At 63.0% G+C, this 19,825-nt stretch carries 20 protein-coding genes and 1 pseudogene; 18 read left to right on the top strand and 3 right to left on the bottom strand.

Annotation, left to right across the window (positions count from 1 at the left end; translation table 11 throughout):
• Positions 1–54 precede the first annotated feature (54 nt).
• From AC07X6_RS04885 to AC07X6_RS04850, 8 genes and pseudogenes are all read left to right on the top strand, one after another.
• Complete coding sequence (locus AC07X6_RS04885) at positions 55–552, top strand: rhodanese-like domain-containing protein (RefSeq protein ID WP_494790268.1); 498 nt, start codon at positions 55–57, stop codon at positions 550–552.
• 19 nt (positions 553–571) lie between these two features.
• Positions 572–1,557, top strand: a pseudogene (gene epsC / locus AC07X6_RS04880) (serine O-acetyltransferase EpsC).
• Between the two features lie 7 nt (positions 1,558–1,564).
• A complete protein-coding gene (locus AC07X6_RS04875) occupies positions 1,565–1,789 on the top strand; it encodes a helix-turn-helix domain-containing protein (RefSeq protein ID WP_086147172.1) in 225 nt (74 codons plus the stop codon).
• Between the two features lie 117 nt (positions 1,790–1,906).
• Complete coding sequence (locus tag AC07X6_RS04870) at positions 1,907–2,836, top strand: family 2A encapsulin nanocompartment shell protein (protein WP_230541342.1); 930 nt, start codon at positions 1,907–1,909, stop codon at positions 2,834–2,836.
• Positions 2,811–4,610 carry a family 2A encapsulin nanocompartment cargo protein cysteine desulfurase gene (locus tag AC07X6_RS04865; protein WP_494790267.1) on the top strand — a complete coding sequence of 600 codons (1,800 nt, stop codon included), beginning with the start codon at positions 2,811–2,813 and terminating at the stop codon, positions 4,608–4,610. The genes AC07X6_RS04870 and AC07X6_RS04865 overlap by 26 nt, the downstream gene beginning before the upstream one ends.
• A gap of 157 nt (positions 4,611–4,767) precedes the next feature.
• Entirely contained in the window at positions 4,768–5,487 is a 720-nt protein-coding gene (locus AC07X6_RS04860; protein ID WP_230541344.1) for a sensor histidine kinase, read from the top strand.
• 11 nt (positions 5,488–5,498) lie between these two features.
• Positions 5,499–7,229: a response regulator gene (locus tag AC07X6_RS04855; protein WP_474294405.1), complete on the top strand. Its 1,731-nt coding sequence runs from the start codon at positions 5,499–5,501 to the stop codon at positions 7,227–7,229.
• A 64-nt stretch (positions 7,230–7,293) separates the two neighbouring features.
• Positions 7,294–7,509, top strand: coding sequence for a hypothetical protein (locus AC07X6_RS04850; protein ID WP_034753454.1), 216 nt, complete (start codon positions 7,294–7,296; stop codon positions 7,507–7,509).
• Positions 7,510–7,530: 21 nt separating this feature from the next.
• Here the strand turns inward: AC07X6_RS04850 and AC07X6_RS04845 are convergent, their stop codons facing one another.
• Positions 7,531–8,235 carry a PhaM family polyhydroxyalkanoate granule multifunctional regulatory protein gene (locus AC07X6_RS04845; RefSeq protein ID WP_474294407.1) on the bottom strand — a complete coding sequence of 235 codons (705 nt, stop codon included), beginning with the start codon at positions 8,233–8,235 and terminating at the stop codon, positions 7,531–7,533.
• Positions 8,236–8,384: 149 nt separating this feature from the next.
• Between AC07X6_RS04845 and AC07X6_RS04840 the strand changes: the two genes are divergently transcribed.
• From AC07X6_RS04840 to AC07X6_RS04805, 8 genes are all read left to right on the top strand, one after another.
• Positions 8,385–9,494, top strand: coding sequence for a DUF3108 domain-containing protein (locus AC07X6_RS04840; protein ID WP_494790266.1), 1,110 nt, complete (start codon positions 8,385–8,387; stop codon positions 9,492–9,494).
• Positions 9,495–10,256 (top strand): DUF3108 domain-containing protein, encoded by a 762-nt coding sequence (locus AC07X6_RS04835; protein WP_230541349.1) that lies wholly within the window; start codon positions 9,495–9,497, stop codon positions 10,254–10,256.
• Positions 10,257–10,479: 223 nt separating this feature from the next.
• Positions 10,480–11,850, top strand: a complete 1,371-nt coding sequence (locus AC07X6_RS04830; RefSeq protein ID WP_152284932.1) for a hypothetical protein — start codon at positions 10,480–10,482, stop codon at positions 11,848–11,850.
• A complete protein-coding gene (locus tag AC07X6_RS04825) occupies positions 11,843–12,577 on the top strand; it encodes a hypothetical protein (protein WP_494790265.1) in 735 nt (244 codons plus the stop codon). The genes AC07X6_RS04830 and AC07X6_RS04825 overlap by 8 nt, the downstream gene beginning before the upstream one ends.
• Positions 12,578–12,585: 8 nt before the next feature.
• Positions 12,586–15,417 carry an ATP-binding protein gene (locus tag AC07X6_RS04820; RefSeq protein ID WP_494790264.1) on the top strand — a complete coding sequence of 944 codons (2,832 nt, stop codon included), beginning with the start codon at positions 12,586–12,588 and terminating at the stop codon, positions 15,415–15,417.
• Positions 15,414–16,421, top strand: coding sequence for a DUF4424 family protein (locus tag AC07X6_RS04815; protein WP_494790263.1), 1,008 nt, complete (start codon positions 15,414–15,416; stop codon positions 16,419–16,421). The genes AC07X6_RS04820 and AC07X6_RS04815 overlap by 4 nt, the downstream gene beginning before the upstream one ends.
• 2 nt (positions 16,422–16,423) lie before the next feature.
• Positions 16,424–17,017 carry a nucleotidyltransferase family protein gene (locus tag AC07X6_RS04810; RefSeq protein ID WP_494790262.1) on the top strand — a complete coding sequence of 198 codons (594 nt, stop codon included), beginning with the start codon at positions 16,424–16,426 and terminating at the stop codon, positions 17,015–17,017.
• Positions 17,018–17,089: 72 nt separating this feature from the next.
• Entirely contained in the window at positions 17,090–17,899 is an 810-nt protein-coding gene (locus AC07X6_RS04805; RefSeq protein WP_494790261.1) for a hypothetical protein, read from the top strand.
• Position 17,900: 1 nt separating this feature from the next.
• Here AC07X6_RS04805 and AC07X6_RS04800 read toward each other — a convergent pair whose 3' ends face one another.
• Positions 17,901–18,419 carry a CcdC protein domain-containing protein gene (locus AC07X6_RS04800; protein WP_494790260.1) on the bottom strand — a complete coding sequence of 173 codons (519 nt, stop codon included), beginning with the start codon at positions 18,417–18,419 and terminating at the stop codon, positions 17,901–17,903.
• A 222-nt stretch (positions 18,420–18,641) separates the two neighbouring features.
• Here AC07X6_RS04800 and AC07X6_RS04795 point away from each other — a divergent pair, with 222 nt between their 5' ends.
• Together AC07X6_RS04795 and AC07X6_RS04790 are read left to right on the top strand one after the other, a co-directional pair.
• Positions 18,642–18,794 carry a hypothetical protein gene (locus AC07X6_RS04795; RefSeq protein WP_168208500.1) on the top strand — a complete coding sequence of 51 codons (153 nt, stop codon included), beginning with the start codon at positions 18,642–18,644 and terminating at the stop codon, positions 18,792–18,794.
• A gap of 24 nt (positions 18,795–18,818) precedes the next feature.
• The gene (locus tag AC07X6_RS04790; RefSeq protein ID WP_494790259.1) at positions 18,819–19,058 is read left to right on the top strand and encodes a hypothetical protein; all 240 of its coding nucleotides are present in this window, start codon (positions 18,819–18,821) and stop codon (positions 19,056–19,058) included.
• Between the two features lie 269 nt (positions 19,059–19,327).
• Here AC07X6_RS04790 and AC07X6_RS04785 read toward each other — a convergent pair whose 3' ends face one another.
• Positions 19,328–19,594, bottom strand: coding sequence for a DUF6289 family protein (locus AC07X6_RS04785; protein WP_230541357.1), 267 nt, complete (start codon positions 19,592–19,594; stop codon positions 19,328–19,330).
• Between the last annotated feature and the right edge of the window lie 231 nt (positions 19,595–19,825).

Below are 19,825 nucleotides of genomic sequence, written 5' to 3'. Positions count from 1 at the left end.
TTCGCTACAGTGGACTCGTGCTGGTTTTTGACGACGGATTAAAGAGGTGGAACCATGGCTGCTGCAGAACTGATTTTCGATCCCCGCGCCGCGCACGGCGAGGCGGCCTTTGACGAAGTGCTGAATCACGCGCGCGCCCAGGCGCAGGCGCAGGGCTTGCCGTATGCGGGCGTCGTCAGCGCGCAGGATGCGTGGCAACTGGTGCAGGCCGGCAAAGCCGTGCTGGTCGACGTGCGCACGAATGAAGAACGCACTTTTGTCGGCTACGTGCCCGCCTCGCTGCACGTGGCGTGGGCCACCGGCACGGCCATGAACCGCAACCCCCGCTTTGTGCGCGAGCTCGAAGCGAAGGCGGGCGGCAAGGAGGCCGTCGTGGTGCTGCTGTGCCGCAGCGGCAAGCGCTCGGCCGCAGCCGCCGAAGCGGCGGCCAAGGCCGGTTTTACGCACGTCTTCAATATCGCACAAGGCTTCGAGGGCGACCTTGACGCACATCAGCAGCGCGGCCACAGCGGCGGCTGGCGCTGGCATGCGCTGCCCTGGCTGCAAGATTAAACCTCTTCCCGGAACCACCATGAACCAGCGAGCCATTCCCCCGGCCTCCCTTGCCGCGCAGCCGCAATGGGAACTGCACCAGATCGTCGATGAATTGCGCGCCGTGCGCGCGCAGTGGCGCGAGGGGCTGGCCAGCAGCCAGGAATGCGGCGCGCGCGAATTTCCGTCGCGCCAGCATCTGCACGACATCATCAAAGCCCTGTGCGCGGCCCTGTTCCCCATGCGCCTGGGCCCCTCGACCTGCAGCAGGAGAGCGAGGATTTCTTTGTCGGCCACACGCTCGACACGACCTTGACGGGCTTGCACGAACAGGTGCGGCGCGAACTCAGTTACCACGCGCGCCAGCACGGCTTGCAGCAGGCGGTGTCCATCGAACAGCAGGCGCTGGCCATCGTGCAGCGCTTCGCCCGCGCGCTGCCGCGCATCCGCGCCCGGCTCGACACGGACGTGGCGGCCGCCTTCCATGGCGACCCGGCCGCGCACAGCGTCGATGAAGTGCTGCTGTGCTATCCGGGCATCCTGGCCATCATCCACTACCGCCTGGCGCATACCTTGTACGCGTTCGGCGCGCCGCTGGTGGCGCGCATCATCGCCGAAGTGGCCCATTCGCAGACGGGCATCGACATCCACCCGGGCGCCGTCATCGGTTCGAGCTTTTTCATCGACCATGGCACGGGCGTGGTGATCGGCGAGACGGCCATCATCGGCGAGCGGGTGCGCATTTATCAAGCCGTCACCCTGGGCGCCAAGCGCTTTCCCGTCGGCTTTGATGGCGTGCTGAAAAAGGGGCTGGCGCGCCACCCCATCGTGCAGGACGACGTGGTCATCTATGCGGGCGCGACGATCCTGGGACGGGTGACCATCGGCCAGGGCTCCGTCATCGGCGGCAATGTCTGGCTGACCCGCAGCGTGGCGCCCGGCAGCCACGTCACGCAAGCGCACAACCAGCAGGAAGCACCGGAGCCGCCGGCGCCATCCCACCCCGTCTTTGCCCACCACCCATGAGGACAGCATGTTGATCAAACAGTTTGGACTGGCCGTGCGCCAGTTGCGCGAAGGGCATGGCTGGTCGCAGGAGCGGCTGGCCGAAGCGGCCGACTTGAACCGTTCATTTATCGGCGAAATCGAACGGGGCGCCGCCACGCCGTCGCTGCTGACGGTGGAAAAGCTGGCCATCGCGCTGGGCGTCGGCCTGGCGGGATTGATGGCGCGCTGCGAACCGGAACTGGTGGATTAAAGCGGGTGGATTCAGCGCCACGATGATGGCGATAGCATGTTGAGAAGAATGGGGAGACGCCCGATACTTTATTTGTTTTTCAGATAAGCATATTCACTTTTCTCATCAGGAGTAGTCATGGCAGAAGCAACCGATAGCCAGTTTGCGCTGGGCGATAACGCCGCGCGCCAGCTGGCCAATGCAAGCAAGAGCGTCCCCCAGCTGTCCACGATCACGCCGCGCTGGCTCGTGCACCTGCTGCAATGGCTGCCCGTGGAAGCGGGTATCTACCGCCTCAATCGCGTCAAAAACCCGAAGGACGTGCGCGTGGCCTGCTCGCAGCGCGACGAGTCGGAACTGCCGCAAACCTTCGTCGACTACGACGAGCAGCCGCGCGAATATTTTCTCAATGCCGTCAGCACGGTGCTCGACGTGCACACGCGCGTGTCCGATCTGTACAGCAGCCCGCACGACCAGATCAAGGAGCAGCTGCGCCTGACCATCGAGACGATCAAGGAGCGCCAGGAAAGCGAGTTGATCAACAATCCCGATTACGGCCTGCTGGCCAGCGTGCACGACGACCAGCGCATCTTTACGCTGACGGGCGCGCCCACGCCGGACGACCTCGACGAACTGCTGACGAAAGTGTGGAAAGAACCGGGCTTTTTCCTCGCCCACCCGCTGGCGATTGCCGCCTTTGGCCGCGAATGCACGCGCCGCGGCGTGCCGCCACCGACCGTCAGCCTGTTCGGCTCCCAGTTCTTGACGTGGCGCGGCGTGCCGCTGGTGCCGTCCGACAAGCTGCCCATCGAGGACGGCAAGACGAAAATCATTCTGCTGCGCGCGGGCGAGCAGCGGCAAGGCGTGATCGGCCTGTTCCAGCCTGGCCTGGCGGGCGAGCAAAGCCCGGGCCTGTCCGTGCGCTTCATGGGCATCAACCGCCACGCGATTTCGTCCTACCTGATTTCGCTGTATTGCTCGCTGGCCGTGCTGACCGACGATGCGCTGGCCGTACTGGAAGACGTGGAGATCGGTAAATACCATGACTACCCAGACACCTACAAGTGATGGTGCGGCAGGCTTGCCTGCCGTCCCGTTTTTACCCGATGAAGCGACCCTGAACCGCCTGGCGGGCGAGTTTTTCGCGCGCTTGCCTGGTCTCGATAAATCCCCCAGCCTTGGCGGTTCCGGCAGCGTGCTCGATGCGGCGCCCCGCTACGTGAACCGTGCGCCGCCCCAGCCCGGCCCTGCGTTCGCCGCCATCGCTCCCGGCGTGGCGACGGCGCAAGTGCCGCCCGTGACGGCGCCTTTGGAAGCGCCCATCGCGCCGGCACCGGCCTCCGTGCCAACGCCGCGCTTGTCGGCGATCAATGCGCCTGCAGCGCCGTCGCCGTATTATTTTATCGGTGGCGCGCATGGCTATCCCGCGTCGAATGGCAAGCTCGATGGCCTGGCGCAGCAGGGGCTGGGACAAGCGGCCCCCGATGATTTAAGGGGGCTGTTTGCCACGCCACAGCAGGCACCCGCGCGCCAGCTGCCCGTGACGCCGCCCAACAGCCAGCCCGCGTTCTATTTCCAGACCGGGCTGCCTGCGCGGCAGCAAGGGCATGGGCAAACGCCGGCGCCATTCGACGTGCACGCCGTGCGGCGCGATTTTCCCGTGCTGGCCGAACGCGTCAACGGCAAGCCGCTGGCCTGGTTCGACAATGCGGCCACCACGCACAAGCCGCAATCGGTGATCGACCGCGTGTCGTATTTCTATGCGCACGAGAATTCGAACATCCACCGCGCGGCGCACGCATTGGCGGCGCGCGCCAGCGATGCGTATGAAGCGGCGCGCGCCAAGGTGGCCAATTTCCTTGGCGCCGCCTCGGCCAATGAAATCATCTTCGTCCGTGGCGCCACGGAAGGCATCAATCTGGTCGCCAACACGTTTGGGCGCAAGTACATCGGCAGCGGCGACGAGATCATCGTCTCGCAGCTCGAACACCATGCCAACATCGTGCCGTGGCAGCAGCTGGCGGCGGAAAAGGGCGCCACCTTGCGCGTGATTCCCGTCGACGACAGCGGGCAGGTACTGCTCGACGAGTTCCGCAAGCTGCTCAACGGGCGCACCAAGCTGGTGTCCGTGACGCAGGTGTCGAATGCGTTGGGCACGGTGACGCCCGTGGCGCAGATCATCGCGCTGGCGCATGCGGCCGGCGTGCGCGTGCTGGTCGACGGTGCGCAAGCCGTGTCGCATTTGCGCGTGGACGTGCAGGCGCTGGGCGCGGATTTCTATGTGTTTTCGGGGCATAAAGTGTTCGGGCCGACGGGCATCGGCGCCGTGTATGGCAGGGCGGACTTGCTCGAGCAATTGCCGCCGTGGCAGGGCGGCGGCAACATGATTGCCGACGTCACGTTCGAGCGCACCGTCTACCAGGGCGTGCCGAACCGTTTCGAGGCGGGCACGGGCAATATCGCCGATGCCGTGGGCCTGGGCGCGGCCATCGATTACGTGCAGCGCATCGGCCTGGAAAACATCGCCGCCTACGAGCACGCGCTGCTGGAATACGCGACGCAGCAGCTGCAATCGATTCCCGGCGTGCGCCTGATCGGCACGGCGCTGGACAAGGCCAGCGTGGCGTCGTTCGTGCTGGCCGGCTACGAGCCGGCGGAGGTGGGGCGCGCCCTGAACGACGAGGGCATCGCCGTGCGTTCGGGCCACCACTGCGCCCAGCCGATTTTGCGCCGCTTCGGCGTGGAAGCGACCGTGCGGCCATCGTTCGCCTTCTACAACACGTATGAGGAGATCGACCGCATGATCGCCGTGGTGCGCCGCCTGGCGGGCGCCCGGCGCTGATATTGTCGCCTTGTCATGCGAATGCCGCCCTTGCGTCAGCGGGGGCGGCATTGTTGCGTCAGATCACGGACTTTGCGCGCGGCTGGCTGGCGCCCGCAGGCTGGCGGTATAATTTATCCTTGGCAATATTCAAGCTGCGGCCCCAAGGAGATATCCAGTGGAAGATCAACACAGCTCGCCCGAGCTATTCCTGTTCCTGGCGTCGACCGTGCACGACATGAAAAACTCGATCAGCGTCGTCAGCGGCACGCTGGAATCCTTGCTGGCGGCCGAGCAGGCGAAAGAAGCCCCCCAGGCCGACCCCGCCTACCTGCAGATGGCGCAGATGCTGTACCAGACCAAGCGCCTCAACGATAACCTGATCCAGCTGCTGGCCCTGTACAAGGAAGTGGGCAAGCCCGGCTACCCGTTCGACGTGCAGCCGCAGCTGGTGAGCCAGGTCATCGACCAGGTGGTGGACCAGGAAAAGATCCTGCTGGCCTCGAAAGGCATCCATCTGGAAACCGCCTGCCCGCCGGAGCTGATCTGGACCCTCGATGAAGACCTCGTTATCGGCGTGCTCGCGCATGCCATCAACAACGCCATCCGCTACACAAAGGACACGATCCGCCTGTCGGTGCGGGAGCACGAGGGCATGCTGGAGCTGCGCGTGGAAGACAATGGCGACGGCTATACGCAGGCCTTGCTCGACGCGGGCAGCGCGGCCATGGATGGTATGGCGGCCGGCGTGAATTTTTCCACCAACAGCACGGGCCTGGGCCTGTATTTTTCCAGCGAAGTGGCAAAGATGCACAAGCACAGGGGCAGCAGCGGCAGCATCGCCCTGGAAAACGGCGGCGCCCTGGGCGGCGGCTGTTTCATCCTGCGCCTGCCCTGAACGAGGATGCCATGACGACAGACAGCCACGCCACTGCCGCCGAAGCGGGCAGCACCGACTGGGCCGACAAGCATTATCTGCTGGTCGACGACTTCATCGGCATCCGCATCCTGCTGCGCGAATCGCTGCGCAACCTGGGCGCGCGCCATATCGACCAGGCGGCCAGCGGCGGCGAAGCCATGAAGCTGCTGGCCAAGACGCGCTACGACGTGGTGCTGTGCGATTACAACCTGGGCGAAGGCAAGAATGGCCAGCAAGTGCTGGAAGAGACGCGCGTGCGCAACCTGACGGCGCCGTCCAGCGTGTGGCTGATGGTGTCGGCCGAAAAAAGCGTGGAATCCGTGATGGGCGCGGCCGAGCACCAGCCCGACGCCTACCTGATCAAGCCCATCACGGAAGGCGTGCTGCTGACGCGCCTGAACCGCGTGTGGCACAAGAAGCAGGTATTCCGCGAAATCGACCAGGCCTGCATGGAAAAGGATTATCTGCGCGCGGCCAAGTTGTGCGATGCGCAGATCGAGGTCAACAAGCTGCACGAGCTGGAATTGCTGCGCATGAAGGCCAGTTTGCTGCTGAAAAGCGGCGAGCCGGAAAAAGCCCGCGCCGTGTACGAAAAAGTGCTGGCCGAGCGCGATTACAGCTGGGCCAGGGCGGGCCTGGGCAAGATCCGCATGAATAACGGCGAACACGAGGCGGCGCGGCAGATTTTCCAGGGCGTGATCGTCGAAAACAAGTACTACATCGATGCCTACGACCAGATGGCCGTCGCCTACCAGCTGATGGGCCAGCACGAGGAAGCGTGCGGCGTGCTGGAAAAGGCGGCGCGCCTGTCGCCCAATTCCGTGCCGCGCCAGCGCAACCTGGGCCTCGCTGCCTTAAAAATAGGCAATGTCAGCATGGCGGAAAAGGCTTTCCGCAAATGTATTTCCATCGGGGAATTTTCCGTCATGAAGACGCCGGATGCCTACCTGGGCCTGGCGCGCGTGTGCGGCTTGAAAAAGGATGCCAAGGAAGCGCTGCAATGGCTGCTGCTGGCGCAGCGCGAATTCTCGCCCGAGCAGATCGGCTTGCGCGCGAAGATCACGGAAGGCATGGTGCACCACGAAACGGGCGACTACCGGCGCGCGCGCAAGTGCGGCGACGAACTGGAAGCCATGCTGCTGGAAGACCCGGCGCGGCCTGAAAAAAGTATCTGCATGGAACTGGCGACCCTGCTGTTCGCCGTCGGCGTCAAGGATGCGCCGGCCGGCCTGCTGTGCTACGTGGTGAAGAACAACCACGACAACCAGGTGGTGCAGGACGAAGTACAGAAAATCTTCGACAAGGCGAAGATGGGCGACGAGGGCACGAGCCTGATCATCGCCTCGCGCAAGGAAGCGTCGGACTTGATGAACAAGGGCGTGCTGCTGTGGAAGACGGACAAGCTGAACGAAGCCGTGGCGTGGATGCGCGCGGCGCGCGAAAAACTGCCGAACAACCTGCGCATCCTGTTCAATTCCGCGCAAATCATCGTTTCCTTCCTGGAACAGCGCGGCTACCAGGCGGAGCTGGCGGCCGAAGCGATGGAAGTGTTGTTGTATGTAGACAAAATTGCACCAGGACAGCAGCGCTTCGCGCAATTGATGGAGCAACTGGTGCAGCTGACGCCCCCGCCCGGGCCGGAAGAGGCCGTCGTGGTGGCGGAAAAAGCGCCGCCGGCGCCGGAAAAAGGGGGAAAAGCCGTGCGGGAGCGTGCCGGATGATAAACTAGGGGCCAGCGTGGGTTCGCCTGCGCTTGAGTTGCTCTACAACAATAAGGAAGAAACTATGCGTGATGTGGTCAATGAAGTATACAAAAAAATGAAAGTCGGCGCCGTTGCCTGGGTACGCCCGGTGGCCGCCAAGGGAGACACGCTGGAAACATTCCAGTCTTCGTACGAGCACGCCAAGGCGCTGGCCGACGAAGGCCTGATCACGATCGGTGACGTAAAACGCCAGGCCGACAATCAGATCGAGGCGATCCGCATTCATCGTATCGCCTGATCATATCGCCTCTCCGGGCCGTCAGGATTTGCCTGGCGCCTTGGACTTGGGTGCCGCGCGTTTTGCCGGCGCCTTGCGCAGCGGGGCCTTGGCCTTGGCTGCCGTGCCTGCTTCTGCAGGCTTGCCCGCTGCCGGTTTGGCTTTGCTCGCGCTGCCAAAGCTGGCCGCTGCCGCGCTGGCGGCGTCGGGCGACATGGCCGTCGACACGGCTTGCTTGAACTGATCTTGTAACAAATTCCACCAGGCACTTGGATTGGCCAGCTGGGCTGCCGCCTGGCTGCCGGCATCGCTGGGCGCCGCCGCAGCCGGTTCCGGCGCGGGCACAGGTGCGGGAGCCGGTTTTGGTTCAGGTACAGGTGCTGCCTGCTGGAAAAACGCGGAAGCGTAGGGCACCGATTCAAACACGGTTTTCTCGCTGGCGCCGGGCTGGGTGATGGCCGCCGCCAGCGAAGCGCCCATCGATTTCAGGGTGGCGATGGTGCCGCGCTGCACTTCCAATGCCTGGATACTGCCGCGCAGCATGCTGGTATTGAGGTTCAGCCATGCTTCGACGGCTTTCAGGTCGCTGATTTTCTTGTCCAGCTCTTCCACCGACATGGTAGGCGCCGTGATGCCAGGCACGCCCATGCCGGGCACGCTCATGCTGCCCCACAGGTTTTTGACGAAGTCGAGCGTATCGGTCACAACTGCTGCGCCCGGCATTTGGGGCATTTGCGGGTTTGCCATGCGAAATCTCCTGGTAGATGGATAGCCTTAGCGTAGCAGATATCGGCTTGCAACTGACGCAATGCCACCAACATTTTCTTACATAAAACATCAAGAGTTGAGCACGGGCAAGAAGCGGGAAGCGGGGCGGAAGCGTTACACTACGGCCTATGATGCCTGACTCCTTCTTTTCGCCACCGCGCCGCCGTACCGTCGTCTTTGTCGCGGTCATCGGCGCACTGCATTACGTGGCGTTGGAATGGCTCACCTCGCATGCCGGCATGGTGCCGCTGGGGCAGGATCATGCGCAGATGGTCAGCATGGCCTTGATCGCCGAGCCGCCCAGGCCCGTGCCGGTGGCGCCGCCGCCGAAGCTGCGGCCCGTGCCCGAGCCCCGCTTGCCGCCACCGCCGCTGCCGACGGCGCTGCCGTCGAGCGAAGTGCCACAGTGGACGGCGCCTGCCAGCGACGCGCCGGAAGGCCCTGCCACCTCCGAGCCGGCAGCCGTGGCTGCCCCGGCCATCACGGCGCCCGCGCCAGCCGTGGCTGCCGCGCCCGCGCCGGCTGCCGCGCCGCCACCGCCCGTGGAGCAGGCCCGGCATTACAAGACGAACGCGCCTGCCTCGGCCCAGTTCGACCTGCACGTGGACCGGCGCGATGCGGACGGTACCAAGTGGCAGGGCGTGGCCGCCATGGCGTGGGAAAACCGGGGCGACACGTATCAGCTGAAGCTGGAAGTGGGCTTGAGCATGCTGATCACCCGCATCAACCTGCTGGTGCTGACCAGCGAGGGCTTGATCGATGGCAGCGGCATCGTGCCCGTCACGGCCACGGAAAAACGCAAGGGCCGCGCGCAAACGGCCACGCATTTCAAGCGCGACGCCAGGGCCATCACGTTTTCGGCCACGACGGCGACGGTGCCATGGCAGGAGGGGGCGCAGGACAAGGCGACCGTGCCGTTCCAGCTGGCCGCCATCGGCCGCGCCGACGTCAACCAGCTGGCGGGCAATATCGACATCCTCGTCGGCGAGGAAAAGGAAGCGACCGTGTTCCGCTTCCAGCTGGTGGGCGAGGAAGAACTGGAGACCAAAATGGGCCGCCTGGTGACCTGGCATGTGCGCCGGCCACCGAAGCCCGGCACGTATTCGTCGCAGCTCGATATCTGGCTGGCGCCGTCCATGCAATGGTATCCGGTACAAATACGCAATACCGAAGCGAACGGGGCGCTGACTACGCAAACCGTGACCCAAATTCGCGTCAATGACGCTACAGGAAAATAAATGATTACTTTGACTACTTTAAAACGCGTTGTGTTCGCCAGCCTGCTGGCCGCCACCCTGACTCCAGCCATGGCCGACGCGCCCGTGGAGCATCCCGTCATCAAGCGCCCGTACAAGCTGGCGCCATCGGCAGACCTCGTCTACTCGATCAAGGCCAGGCAGCGCGGCATTGCGCTGTCGGGCGAATCCGTCAGCAACTGGCGCGCCGGCGATGGCAAGTATTCGCTGCTGGCCGAAACCAAGGCTGCCCTGTTCGGCAAGATCCTCGAGCAGCGCAGCGAAGGCGCGGTCGACGATTACGGCCTGGCGCCGGTCCAGTTCGTGGAAAAACGCTTCCGCAAGGAAGCGGCCACCACCACCTTCAAGCGCGACAGCAAGACCATCGTCTTCAGCGAAGGCGATGACAGCTATCCGCTGAAAGGCGGCGAGCAGGACCGCAACAGCACCGTCTGGCAACTGGTCAGTGTGGCGCGCGCCGCACCCGAGAAATTCACGCCGGGCTCGGAATGGAGCTTCTTCGTTGCCGGCCGCCACGACGCCGAGCCGTGGACCTTCAAGGTCGTCAAGGAGGACAAGGTCGCCACCGGCCTGGGCGAAGTGGCCGCCATCCACCTGGTCAAGGCGCCGCCGCCGGACAAGAAGGGCCAGCAAGTGGACCTGTGGCTGGCGCCGTCGCTGGAATGGTATCCCGTGAAGGTGACGTTCGCCGATGAAGACGGCGATTACGTCGAACAAACCTTGCAGAAGATCAATAAAAAGTAAGTGCTCACCAGTGTGCGGGGCCAGGCAGGCAGGGTTTGCTTCCCTGTTTTGCCATTCTAGCCCGGCACGGCGCTGCGGCTGTGTTGCGCCGTGTCCGCACCTCCCCCTCCCACGCGCTAAATTGCATGTTAGAACTGATATACTGACGCCCCCGCCCCGCAGCGCCGCGTTAGCCCGCAGCGCCGCCCGCTGAACACTCATCCGGAAAAGAATGATTGATATAATGGCAAGTGCAGCCGTGGCAACGGATGCAAATCAGACAGAGCAGGAGCATCACGATTCCTTGCAGGCGCATTTCCAGCCCAATATTTCGGCCGACGAGATCGAGCAAGTCTTTCACTTGAAGCGGGCGCAACCCTTGCTGCAAGTGTTTACGGCCCTGTTCCATGGCGGTTTCGATGGCGTGCTGGTGCGTCTGCTGGTGTTGCGCGAGCTGGCGTCCGATGCGGCCACGTCCGCCTATACGCGCGCCGATATCAACACGAAACTGGCCTATCTGTTGCCGGAAAGCCTGGAAACGGTCTTGCTGCGCCTGCGCTCGAACCAGCTGCTGGCCTGGGATGCGCAGCAGGGCGTGTACCGCGTCACGCCCATGGCGCGCAATGTGCTGTCCGCCATCGACAGCTTGCTGGGGCTGGGCCAGACGGAAGACGAGGCCGAAATGGGCTTTTTGCTGTCGCAGGTGGCCGGCGCGCAAGCCGTCGGCGGCGTGTCCGTGGAACAATTGCAACATCTGCTGGGGCGCCTGGTCGACTTGACGGAGGAATTCTCCGACGCGATTGCCTCCGGTTCGGAATTCCGGCTGCGCACGGCGCAGGCGAAGTGGAACATGGCTTGCGACTGGGTCGAGAAGGGGTCCGAGATTCTCGTGGCCATCACCTCCGATGAAAACGCGGACAGCGCCACGCACAAGGCGGCGCAGGCGATTGGCCGCGCGCAAAGTAAATTGCTGAACATGCAAGGCATGTTTTCGCGCGCCCTGAACCAGATCGAGCGCCAGCGGGTGCACCTGGGCCAGTCGGGCCTGTCGACCACCGACATCAAGCGCTGGCTCTTGCTGCACGACGACCTGGCCAGCCTGGCCGAAGGCGCCATCGACCAGCCCGTCGTGCCCTTGTTCTCCACGCCGGCCGAAATGATCGACGTGGCCGAAACGGAACTGCTGTCCGAACGGGCGGCAGGCGTCACCAACACGGGCCTGCCCAGCGGAGAGGACGCGCCCACCACCATCAGCGACGGTCCCGCCATGCAGCTTGAACTCGATGATTTGCTCGAACGCCTGTCGAACTTTGCCAGCCTGGGTAATTTCCCCAGCATCGGCGAAGAGGGCCCGAAGAGCGTACCGGTGCAGGATTCGCTGCTGCCGGCCAGCTTTGCCGTGGCGTCCTACCGCGCCTCGATGCTGCCGCTGCTGGGCGACGTGTCCGAAGCGAGCTTGCAAGGCTCGACGGCCGAACTGGCCCGCTTGCCGATTACCTTTACACCGACCGACGAGATGGTCCAACTGACCGACCCCCACGTGGCGGCCATGTCGATCGCCTCGCTTTCACTGAATGTTTCACTTGATTTAGATAGCGGCACCGCCGATGAATGACGATTCCCAAATCCTGATTGCGCGCCTGCTCACGCATCAAACCCTGCGCCGCGACGACAAGCTCGTCAAGCGCGTGCTGTCCGACGAGCTGTTCCGCGCCGAAATCGATGCGCGCCTGCTGGCCTGCGGCTTGAAACTGCTCGACAACGTGTATGCCGACCATGTGACTTTGGCCCTGACGCGCACCATCGAGCCGAAGATCTTCGGCGCGCGCGACGTGTGGCAAAACAACAATTTTGGTTTGGCGCGCGATGGCGTGGCCTTGCTGGTGGTGCTGTGGGCGCAGATCATCCTGCCCAAGCGCGAACGCCAGGAAACGCACCAGCACGCCGATGATGATCAAAATGACATGTTTGGCACGGAAAAGCCCCTGCCGCGCGCGGAAGACGCGTCGATCGGCATTTCCTACAAGGCGCTGCTGTCCGACTTCGGCGACAAGCTGGGCAAGAAGACGCGCATGGACATGAATCTGGGCACCCTGGCCAAGCTGGGCTTCATCGAGCGGCGCGGCGACTTCATCCTGGAAGGCCCGCTGCTCGACCTGATGATGGATACCGACGTCCTGAAAGAGCGCATCATCAACGGCGCCCTGGCCGACGTGTTCAAGCGGGCGCCGGCGCGCCTGGTGGCCGTCGACCCGGATGCCGACCTGACAGACGACCTGTCCGCCGATATCGGCGACTTGCCAGACGCGGGCGACGAGCCCGTGTCCGACCTCCCTCACTGAAAGCGCCCATGTTTCATATCAAATCACTTGAACTGGTGCACTGGGATTACTGGCAGCGCATCAAGAATATTCCGCTCGACGCGAAGATCATCACCATCGCGGGGCAGAACGGCTCGGGCAAGACGACCTTGCTCGACGCCTTGCGCACCCTGTTCGGCCTCGATTGCTCGATGGGCCGCACGTATAAACACTATGCGCGCCATTCGGGCCAGCAGACGGCCTGGCTGCGCGCCGTGGTCGACAACAAGAACGTGGGCAAGCAGCTGTCGAACCGCCCGTTCCGCAGCTCCGGCTTCTTCAGCGACGATGAAGTGACCCTGTTTTGCCAGATCCAGAAGAACGGCGGCGACTGGAAGCGCCAGTATTTGATGCGCCCGGGCAATGTGCAGATCGAGGACATCACGGACGCCAACGACTGGCTCGGCGTGGAAAACTACCGCAAGCGCCTGGCCAATGCGGGCCTGTCGCCCGCCATGTCGAAAGTGCTGGCGCTGGAGCAGGGCGAGACGGATAAATTGTGCGAATACGCGCCGCGCCAGCTGCTCGACCTAGTGTTCCAGGTGTTCGGCGACAAGGAAGTGCTGGACGCCTACGACGAAGCCAAGCGCCACCAGCGCGATACGGAAGTGGAGCTGAAACGCTTCGAAACGGAACTGGAAGCGTCAAAGACCAACCTGGAAGGCTTGCGCTTGCGCGTGGCCAATTACCACCAGTGGGAAGGTTTACATAAGGAACGGCGCAACCTGCTGGAAGAAGTATTGCCCAGCCTGCAATACCACGAGGCGCGCGAAAAGGCGGCCATTGCCAGCCGGCAATTGCGCGATGCGCGTAAACCAATGGCGCAGGCCGACCAGCAGCTGACGGATAAACGCAATGCGCTGGCCGCGCAGGCGAAGGCCCTGTCCGACGCGCAGATGAATGAAACCCTGCTGGAGCAGGAGTCGATCGGCTTGCAGAGCCGTTTGTCCTTGATCAATGCCAAACTGAAACCGCTGGACAGCCTGCTGGAACAGAAGGACCGTTTGCACAAGCTGGCGGCCGACTCGGGCAGCGACATCGCCGAAGTGGCGGCCCAGTTGGAACAGAAGGAAGCGCAATTGCTGCAGCAGCGCCAGCAGCGCGACGCCCTGTCGGCGCGTATCGCGGGCGAGCAGGCAACGATTGCCGCGCTGCAAGGCAAGACGGCCATGCCGGAGCCGGACAATGTACGCGGCATGCGCCGCGCGCTGCGCGACGCGGGCATTGCCCACGCGATGCTGTCCGATATCGTCGAAGTGACGGACAGCCGCTGGCAGGGCGCCGTCGAAGGCGTACTGGGCGGTTACGCCTCGGTGGTGCTGCTCGACAAGGCCAAGGATGCGGCCGCTGCCTATCGCCTGGCCGAGAAGGAGCGCTACCGCCACTTCATCGTGCCCGACCTGGTCACGGCGCCGGTGGCGAAAGACGAGAGCCTGCTGGCGGTGGTGAAATTTTCCGCGCCCGTGCCCAGCTGGCTGATCGAGCAGCTGTCGCGCATTGCCCGCGTTGATTCCGTCGAAGCAGGCTTTAAATTGGGCAACCACGAGGAATGGATCACGCCCGAGGCGTATCACCGTGAACGCCGCGGCGGACGCTCGCTGTTCGTGGAAGCGTCGCGCTACCGCTTCGGCCAGGCTGGCCGCAGCGGCCGCCTGGAAGCGCTGCTGCGCTCGCTGCCGGGCCTGGAAGGCCAGGAAGACACGCTCACCCTGGCGATCTCGAAGCTGGCGGCGGAAGTGGGTGCGTTAAAAGCGCGCATCGCCGGCGTCGATGCCGCCAAGGAACTCAGTGCGCGCCAGGAAGAATTCGCCGAAGCGCTGCGCAATTCGAAGCCGCTCAAGGAAGAGCGCCTGGAAGTGGGCGGCCGTCTGGGCGAGTTGCAGAATCTGACGAAGAACGCCACCGTGGCGCGCACGCGCGCCGATACCGTGTGGCAAAACGCGCGCCTGGCCCTGTCCGAAGCGGAAGCGGGTGCGCGCCTTGGCTACAAGAAACAAATTGAACAGCGCGCCGAGCATGCGCGTGCCTTGCTGGCCCTGCGCCATGCGTGGCGCCATTTGCCGAAGAGCTGGCGCCGACCAGCGCGCCGCGCGGCGCTTGTCGCCGAGCACCAGAATGCGCACCAGGTCGACTTGCGCGTGGCCAGCCTGCAAAACAGCCTGGCGCGCGACGACTGGGAACTCGACGCCACGGTCATCGACCAGCACCACCGCCTGTCGGATCAATTGCATGGCCGCCAGTCGGAAACGGACGAGCGCCGCTACCAGAACAACCGCGCCATCGAAGCGACGGGCAATGCGCGCGGCGCCTACATGGAGCGCTTGCGCTATACCATCAAGACCTACAGCAAGAACATCAAGGAGCTGGGCGAGCTGGCCGGCATCGAAGTGCATGCCGACCCCGTGCGCCTGGAAAACGACGACGTGCAGCTGTCGCAGGCGGGCTTGCACGTGCGCTTCAAGTTCGATGGCAAGGGCGTCATCGGCATGAACGATGGCGAAGCGTCGGGCGGCCAGCAGGTGATGAAGTCGCTGGTGCTCTTGATTGGCTTGCTGAAATCGGAAGACGGTTCCGGCGGCTTCGTCTTCATCGACGAACCGTTTGCCCACCTCGATATCCGCAATATTCAACTGGTCGGCGAATTCCTGAAAAACACGGAAGCGCAATACCTGATGACGACGCCGTTGACGCACAACACGGATGTCTACGATCCATCGGAGCTCACTTTGATCACGAGCAAGAAAAAGAAGGATACCCAATGGGCGCAACCGATTTTCGTGCTGCAGCGCCGGATCGAACCCGCACCGGGCAAGGCAGCATGATGACCGCGCGCAAGCTCGTTCTGGCCGCGGCCATGGCGCTGGCGTGCTCGGCGCCAGCCATGGCCAACGACGGCATCGGTTCCGTCAGCGCGGGCGGCATCCTGTTCGGCAAGACGGACGCCGTGGCCATGAAAAAGGAAGTGCTCAGCGTGAGCACGGACTTGATCAAGGTCGAGTACGAATTCCTTAATGAATCGGCCAGGGACGTGGAAGAAACGATCTTTTTCCCGCTGCCCGAATACTCTGCCGGCTACCACGGTTCGCCCACGTATTATGGCCAGCCGCAGCAGTTTACCGTCGACGTGGATGGCAAGCGCAAGGACTATAAGACCACGTTTGTCGCCAAGATCGACAGCAACGACGTGACGGCCCGCTTGCGCCAGCTGGGTCTGTCCGACGCGCAGATCGCGTATTTCCCGTCGCACACGCCGTTCGACAAGAAGGTGGCGCCGTTGACGGCCGCGCAGAGCAAGATCATGATCAAGGAGGGTTTGCTGGCCCAGCTGTACGACGAGGAGTGGGTGCCGGCCTGGACCGTGAAAGTCATCTACCTGTGGCAGCAGAAATTCCCCGCCGGCAAGGTCGTGCGCGTGCGCCATCAATATGCGCCATTCGTCGCGGCCGGCCCCGGCGCTTCTTACCTGGGCGATGGCAACGAGTTCGAAAAGAAATACTGCGGCGACAAGGCGTTCTACAAGACGTGGAACCGCCTGGCGGCCCAGCAGGGCGAAAGCGGCTTCGTCAATGCCGTGTGGGTCTCGTACATTTTGACGACGGGCAACACCTGGAAGAATGGCATCGAGGATTTCACCTTGAACTTGATCAAGGGCAAACCGGACGAGCTGATCAGCCTGTGCTTCCCCGGCACGTTCACCAAGATCAACCCCACCACCTTGCAAGTCAAGCTGCGCAACTTCCATCCGAAGCAGGATTTGGACGTGTATTTCGGCAATGTCGAAGGCACGGTGAGCAACGACGGCGTGGCGCCGCAGATACGGCCATAGGAATGCGCACGCAGGAAGCGCTGGCCGCGCGCCTGCGCGCCATCGCCCGCGCCACGCCGTGGTGCATGCAGGCCCTGCAAGCCGTGGCGCAGCTGGGCTTGCCCCACTGCTGCATCGGCGTCGGCGCCGTGCGCAACCTCGTGTGGGATGCCTTGCACGGCTACGCGCAACCGTCGGCATTGAGCGACATCGACGTGGCGTATTTCGATGCGCACGATGTGCTGGCGGAGAGCGAGGTGCAGCTGCGCCAGCGCCTGGAAGCTGTGCTGCCAGGCCTGCCATGGGAAGTATGCAACCAGGCCCGGGTGCACCTGTGGTTCGAAGCTGAGTTTGGCTACGCCGTGCCGCCCCTGCTGTCGCTCGACGACGCCATCGCTACCTGGCCCGAATTTGCCACCTCGGTTGGCATCTGGCTGCAGCCCGACGGCGAGATCGGCATCGTCGCGCCGCATGGCCTCGATGACTTGTTCAATATGGTGATCCGGCGCAACCCCACGCGCATCAGCGAAGACGGTTATGCGCAGCGCCTGGCCGGCAAGGACTATGCGGCGCGCTGGCCGCGCGTCACCATCATCGCCCAGGTAAGTGTGGTGTAAAACGCAATTAAATGCACTGTGGATACAAATTGCCTATAATTGCCAATTTTCCAATAGTGTTTTCCTGATCCCATGTCCCTGTCAATTTCCATGCCGCTGCGCCGCCTCGGCCGCCTGTTCTGCCTTTCCTCCGTCCTCGTGGCGCCCGCCGCCTGGGCCGACAGCTATACCGATTTCCAGCAAGCCAGCGGCCAGCTGGAAGCGCTGATGGCCAAGGCAACGATGCAGAGCGGCTTGCCGCGCCTGGGCGATCCTGGCGTGGCAGCGTTGTTTGAGCGGATTACCGATGCGCCGCGCCTGTTCCAGGCGCCCGTCGCCGCGCTGCAGGACCTGAACCAGAGCGTGGCACTGTGCGAGCGGGCAACCAACATCGGCAAGGCGTATTACACGTTCGGCAGCGAGCGGCCGCTGCCGCTGTCCGGGGCCGAATTGCAGCAGGCGCGCACGGACCAGGTAACGCAGAACCTGGCCAATTATGGCGATGAAATGAGCACCTTTTTTGCCTTTGGCATGCATTGCCATGGTCATTTGATCGGGCTGATGGAGCAGGAATTCAGTGCCCAGCCAGCGGATGCGGTGAGCGGACCCGAGCGCATGCGCGCGCGCGCCTTCAGCAAGGGTTCGACCACCATGTATGTTGGCGTGGTGCAGTTCGTACAAGTGCCGTTCTGGAGCGTGGCGCAAAAGAAGCGGATGCTGGAAGCGGCGGCGCAGCACGCCACGGCCAATGTGGCGCTGATGGCGCCGCCGTTGCGCGAGCGTTTGCTGGGCAGTCTTGCGCAGGCGGACCAGGACCTCGATCCGGCCCTGGCGCCGGCGCTGGCGACGATACGCCAGGCGCTGTCGGTGACGACGTGTACCGGCTTGTGCCAGTACTACTGAGTTACTCGGCAGCCTGCAAGGGCTGGTTGCGCTGGCGCCAGCGCACCAGGCCCCACGCGTAGACGGCGTAGTAGCCGATGACGAGGCCATAGGCGGCCATCGTCAGCGGGCTCTGGCCGAACGGCGGCGGCGGCACGGGCACGTCGAGGCGCGAGTTCAGGTAGATTTCCATGCCGCGGTACAGCAAGCGGGCGATGAACAGCATCGTGATGGCCAGGCCCAGGTAGCGGTGCTGGGTAAAGAAGAAATCCTTGCCGACCTGCTCGAAGCGCGTCAGCTTCAGGCCCAGCACGCCCAGCCAGCCACCGGCCAGCGCCGCCGCGCCCAGGCTGGACAGGGGCAGGACGTCGAATTTCGTCGTCGTCGCCAGGAACAGCAGCAGCGCGGGAAACGCGATCGCCACCGTCCAGTGCCGCCACAGCTGCGACTTCTGGCGCGCCACCAGTTTCTTCAGGCGCGAATAAATGCGCCAGACCAGCAGCGGGACCAGTAACAGCAGGGCAAGGGTAGTGGTTTCCATGTAGGCATTCGGGTACGGTAAAACAGCGATTGTAAGCCAGATGGGGGCGGGCGGCGATGCTTGTCAAACGGTAAAAGTTGCTTGTTGACATTTACATGGCATGCAAGCACTATGCCCTGTCGCGCCATGCCGCCGTTCGCGGACGCCAGGCCGGCAGGCAAATATGGACAGGTGGCGGGCATCTCGTGGTATGGTCTTCTTTTGTCTGCAGGGAGGCCAGCCATGTCAGTCATCCATGCCCACCGCGCGCCCGACCCGGCGCCCGTCGATGAACCCATGCCGGCGCCGGAGCCGCAAGAAGCGCCCGGGCACCATCCGGGGCCCGTGCACCCGGTGCCGCAGGACGATCCCGTGCCGCACCCGCATCCCAGTTAATCTCGTCAAGAAAGGCTGTTTTAGATGGCAATTGTCAAGGAAGTCTACACACGCAAAGTCAGCGGAGAATCGTTCGACTATGAACTCGATTACACCCAGGGCGCGGACGTGGCCTGGATTGCGCGCGTGTACCACGACGGCGTGCTGAAAGGCTCGCCGCACGGCGCGCTGACGGCCAACGTGCTGTCCCGCCCCGCGCTGGAACAATACCTGCGCGCGTATGTCGAAGGCATGATCGAGCGGGGACTCGACGTGGCTGAGTAAGCCGTTGGCGTCCTTTGCCGCAAGAGTGCGGCGGGTTCCTGCCCCATCATTCCTTCCGATATGGGGGCGAAAATCCGGCCGTCATCGCGGCCCTGGAATGCATTTTTAAAAGTCCTGAAAAGATAAAGCCCGCGTAGCGGGCTTTTTTTACGGAACAACATGTCATTTTCCGGGTTCGGTGCTCATGTTTTTAAAAGTGCAATATTCATGCATGCCAAATGCATGCTGTCCCGTGCTTCACGATATTCTATTATTTCTGCGTAAATATTTTATGGGTAGCCGTGGCCAGTTCCGGGCAATTCCGGTCCGGTGGAGGAGCATGGCATTTGCATGTCTTCCGTGCGGTACGGTGTTTGTTCGCCCCAATAAATCATCCTGCCCGAGCAGGTGAACTCTGCGCCGCCTACGTAGTCCGAGTACGATGCATCGGAATAGTAAGTGTAGCTAATGGAATACATCGGCCGGGCGTAAGCCGCGGCGGCAACCAGCAATGTTGCAAGCGTAGCGGCAAAAGCAATTTTCTTTTTGGTTTTCATCTATTTTCCTTGATTATAAAATTCAAAAAAATATATCCCCATAAATTTGCTGCGAATTGATTGTATCTTAATAATTTATTTTTTTGGCATGATTCTCGGGAATTCTTGGTTGCGCCAATTTCGCCATTCTTTGTTTTTACGCCTATGCGTTTCGTGATCAGCCATCGATAAAAAAATGCCGCTCAGTTTGCACTGAGCGGCATTGATTACCGGCTGTCCGTATTGTCGAGC

This window comes from Janthinobacterium sp. GW460-12-1-14-LB5 (assembly GCF_059423585.1).
The sequence above is the reverse complement of the archived record's forward strand: the minus strand, read 5'-3'. Positions and strand labels throughout refer to the sequence as shown.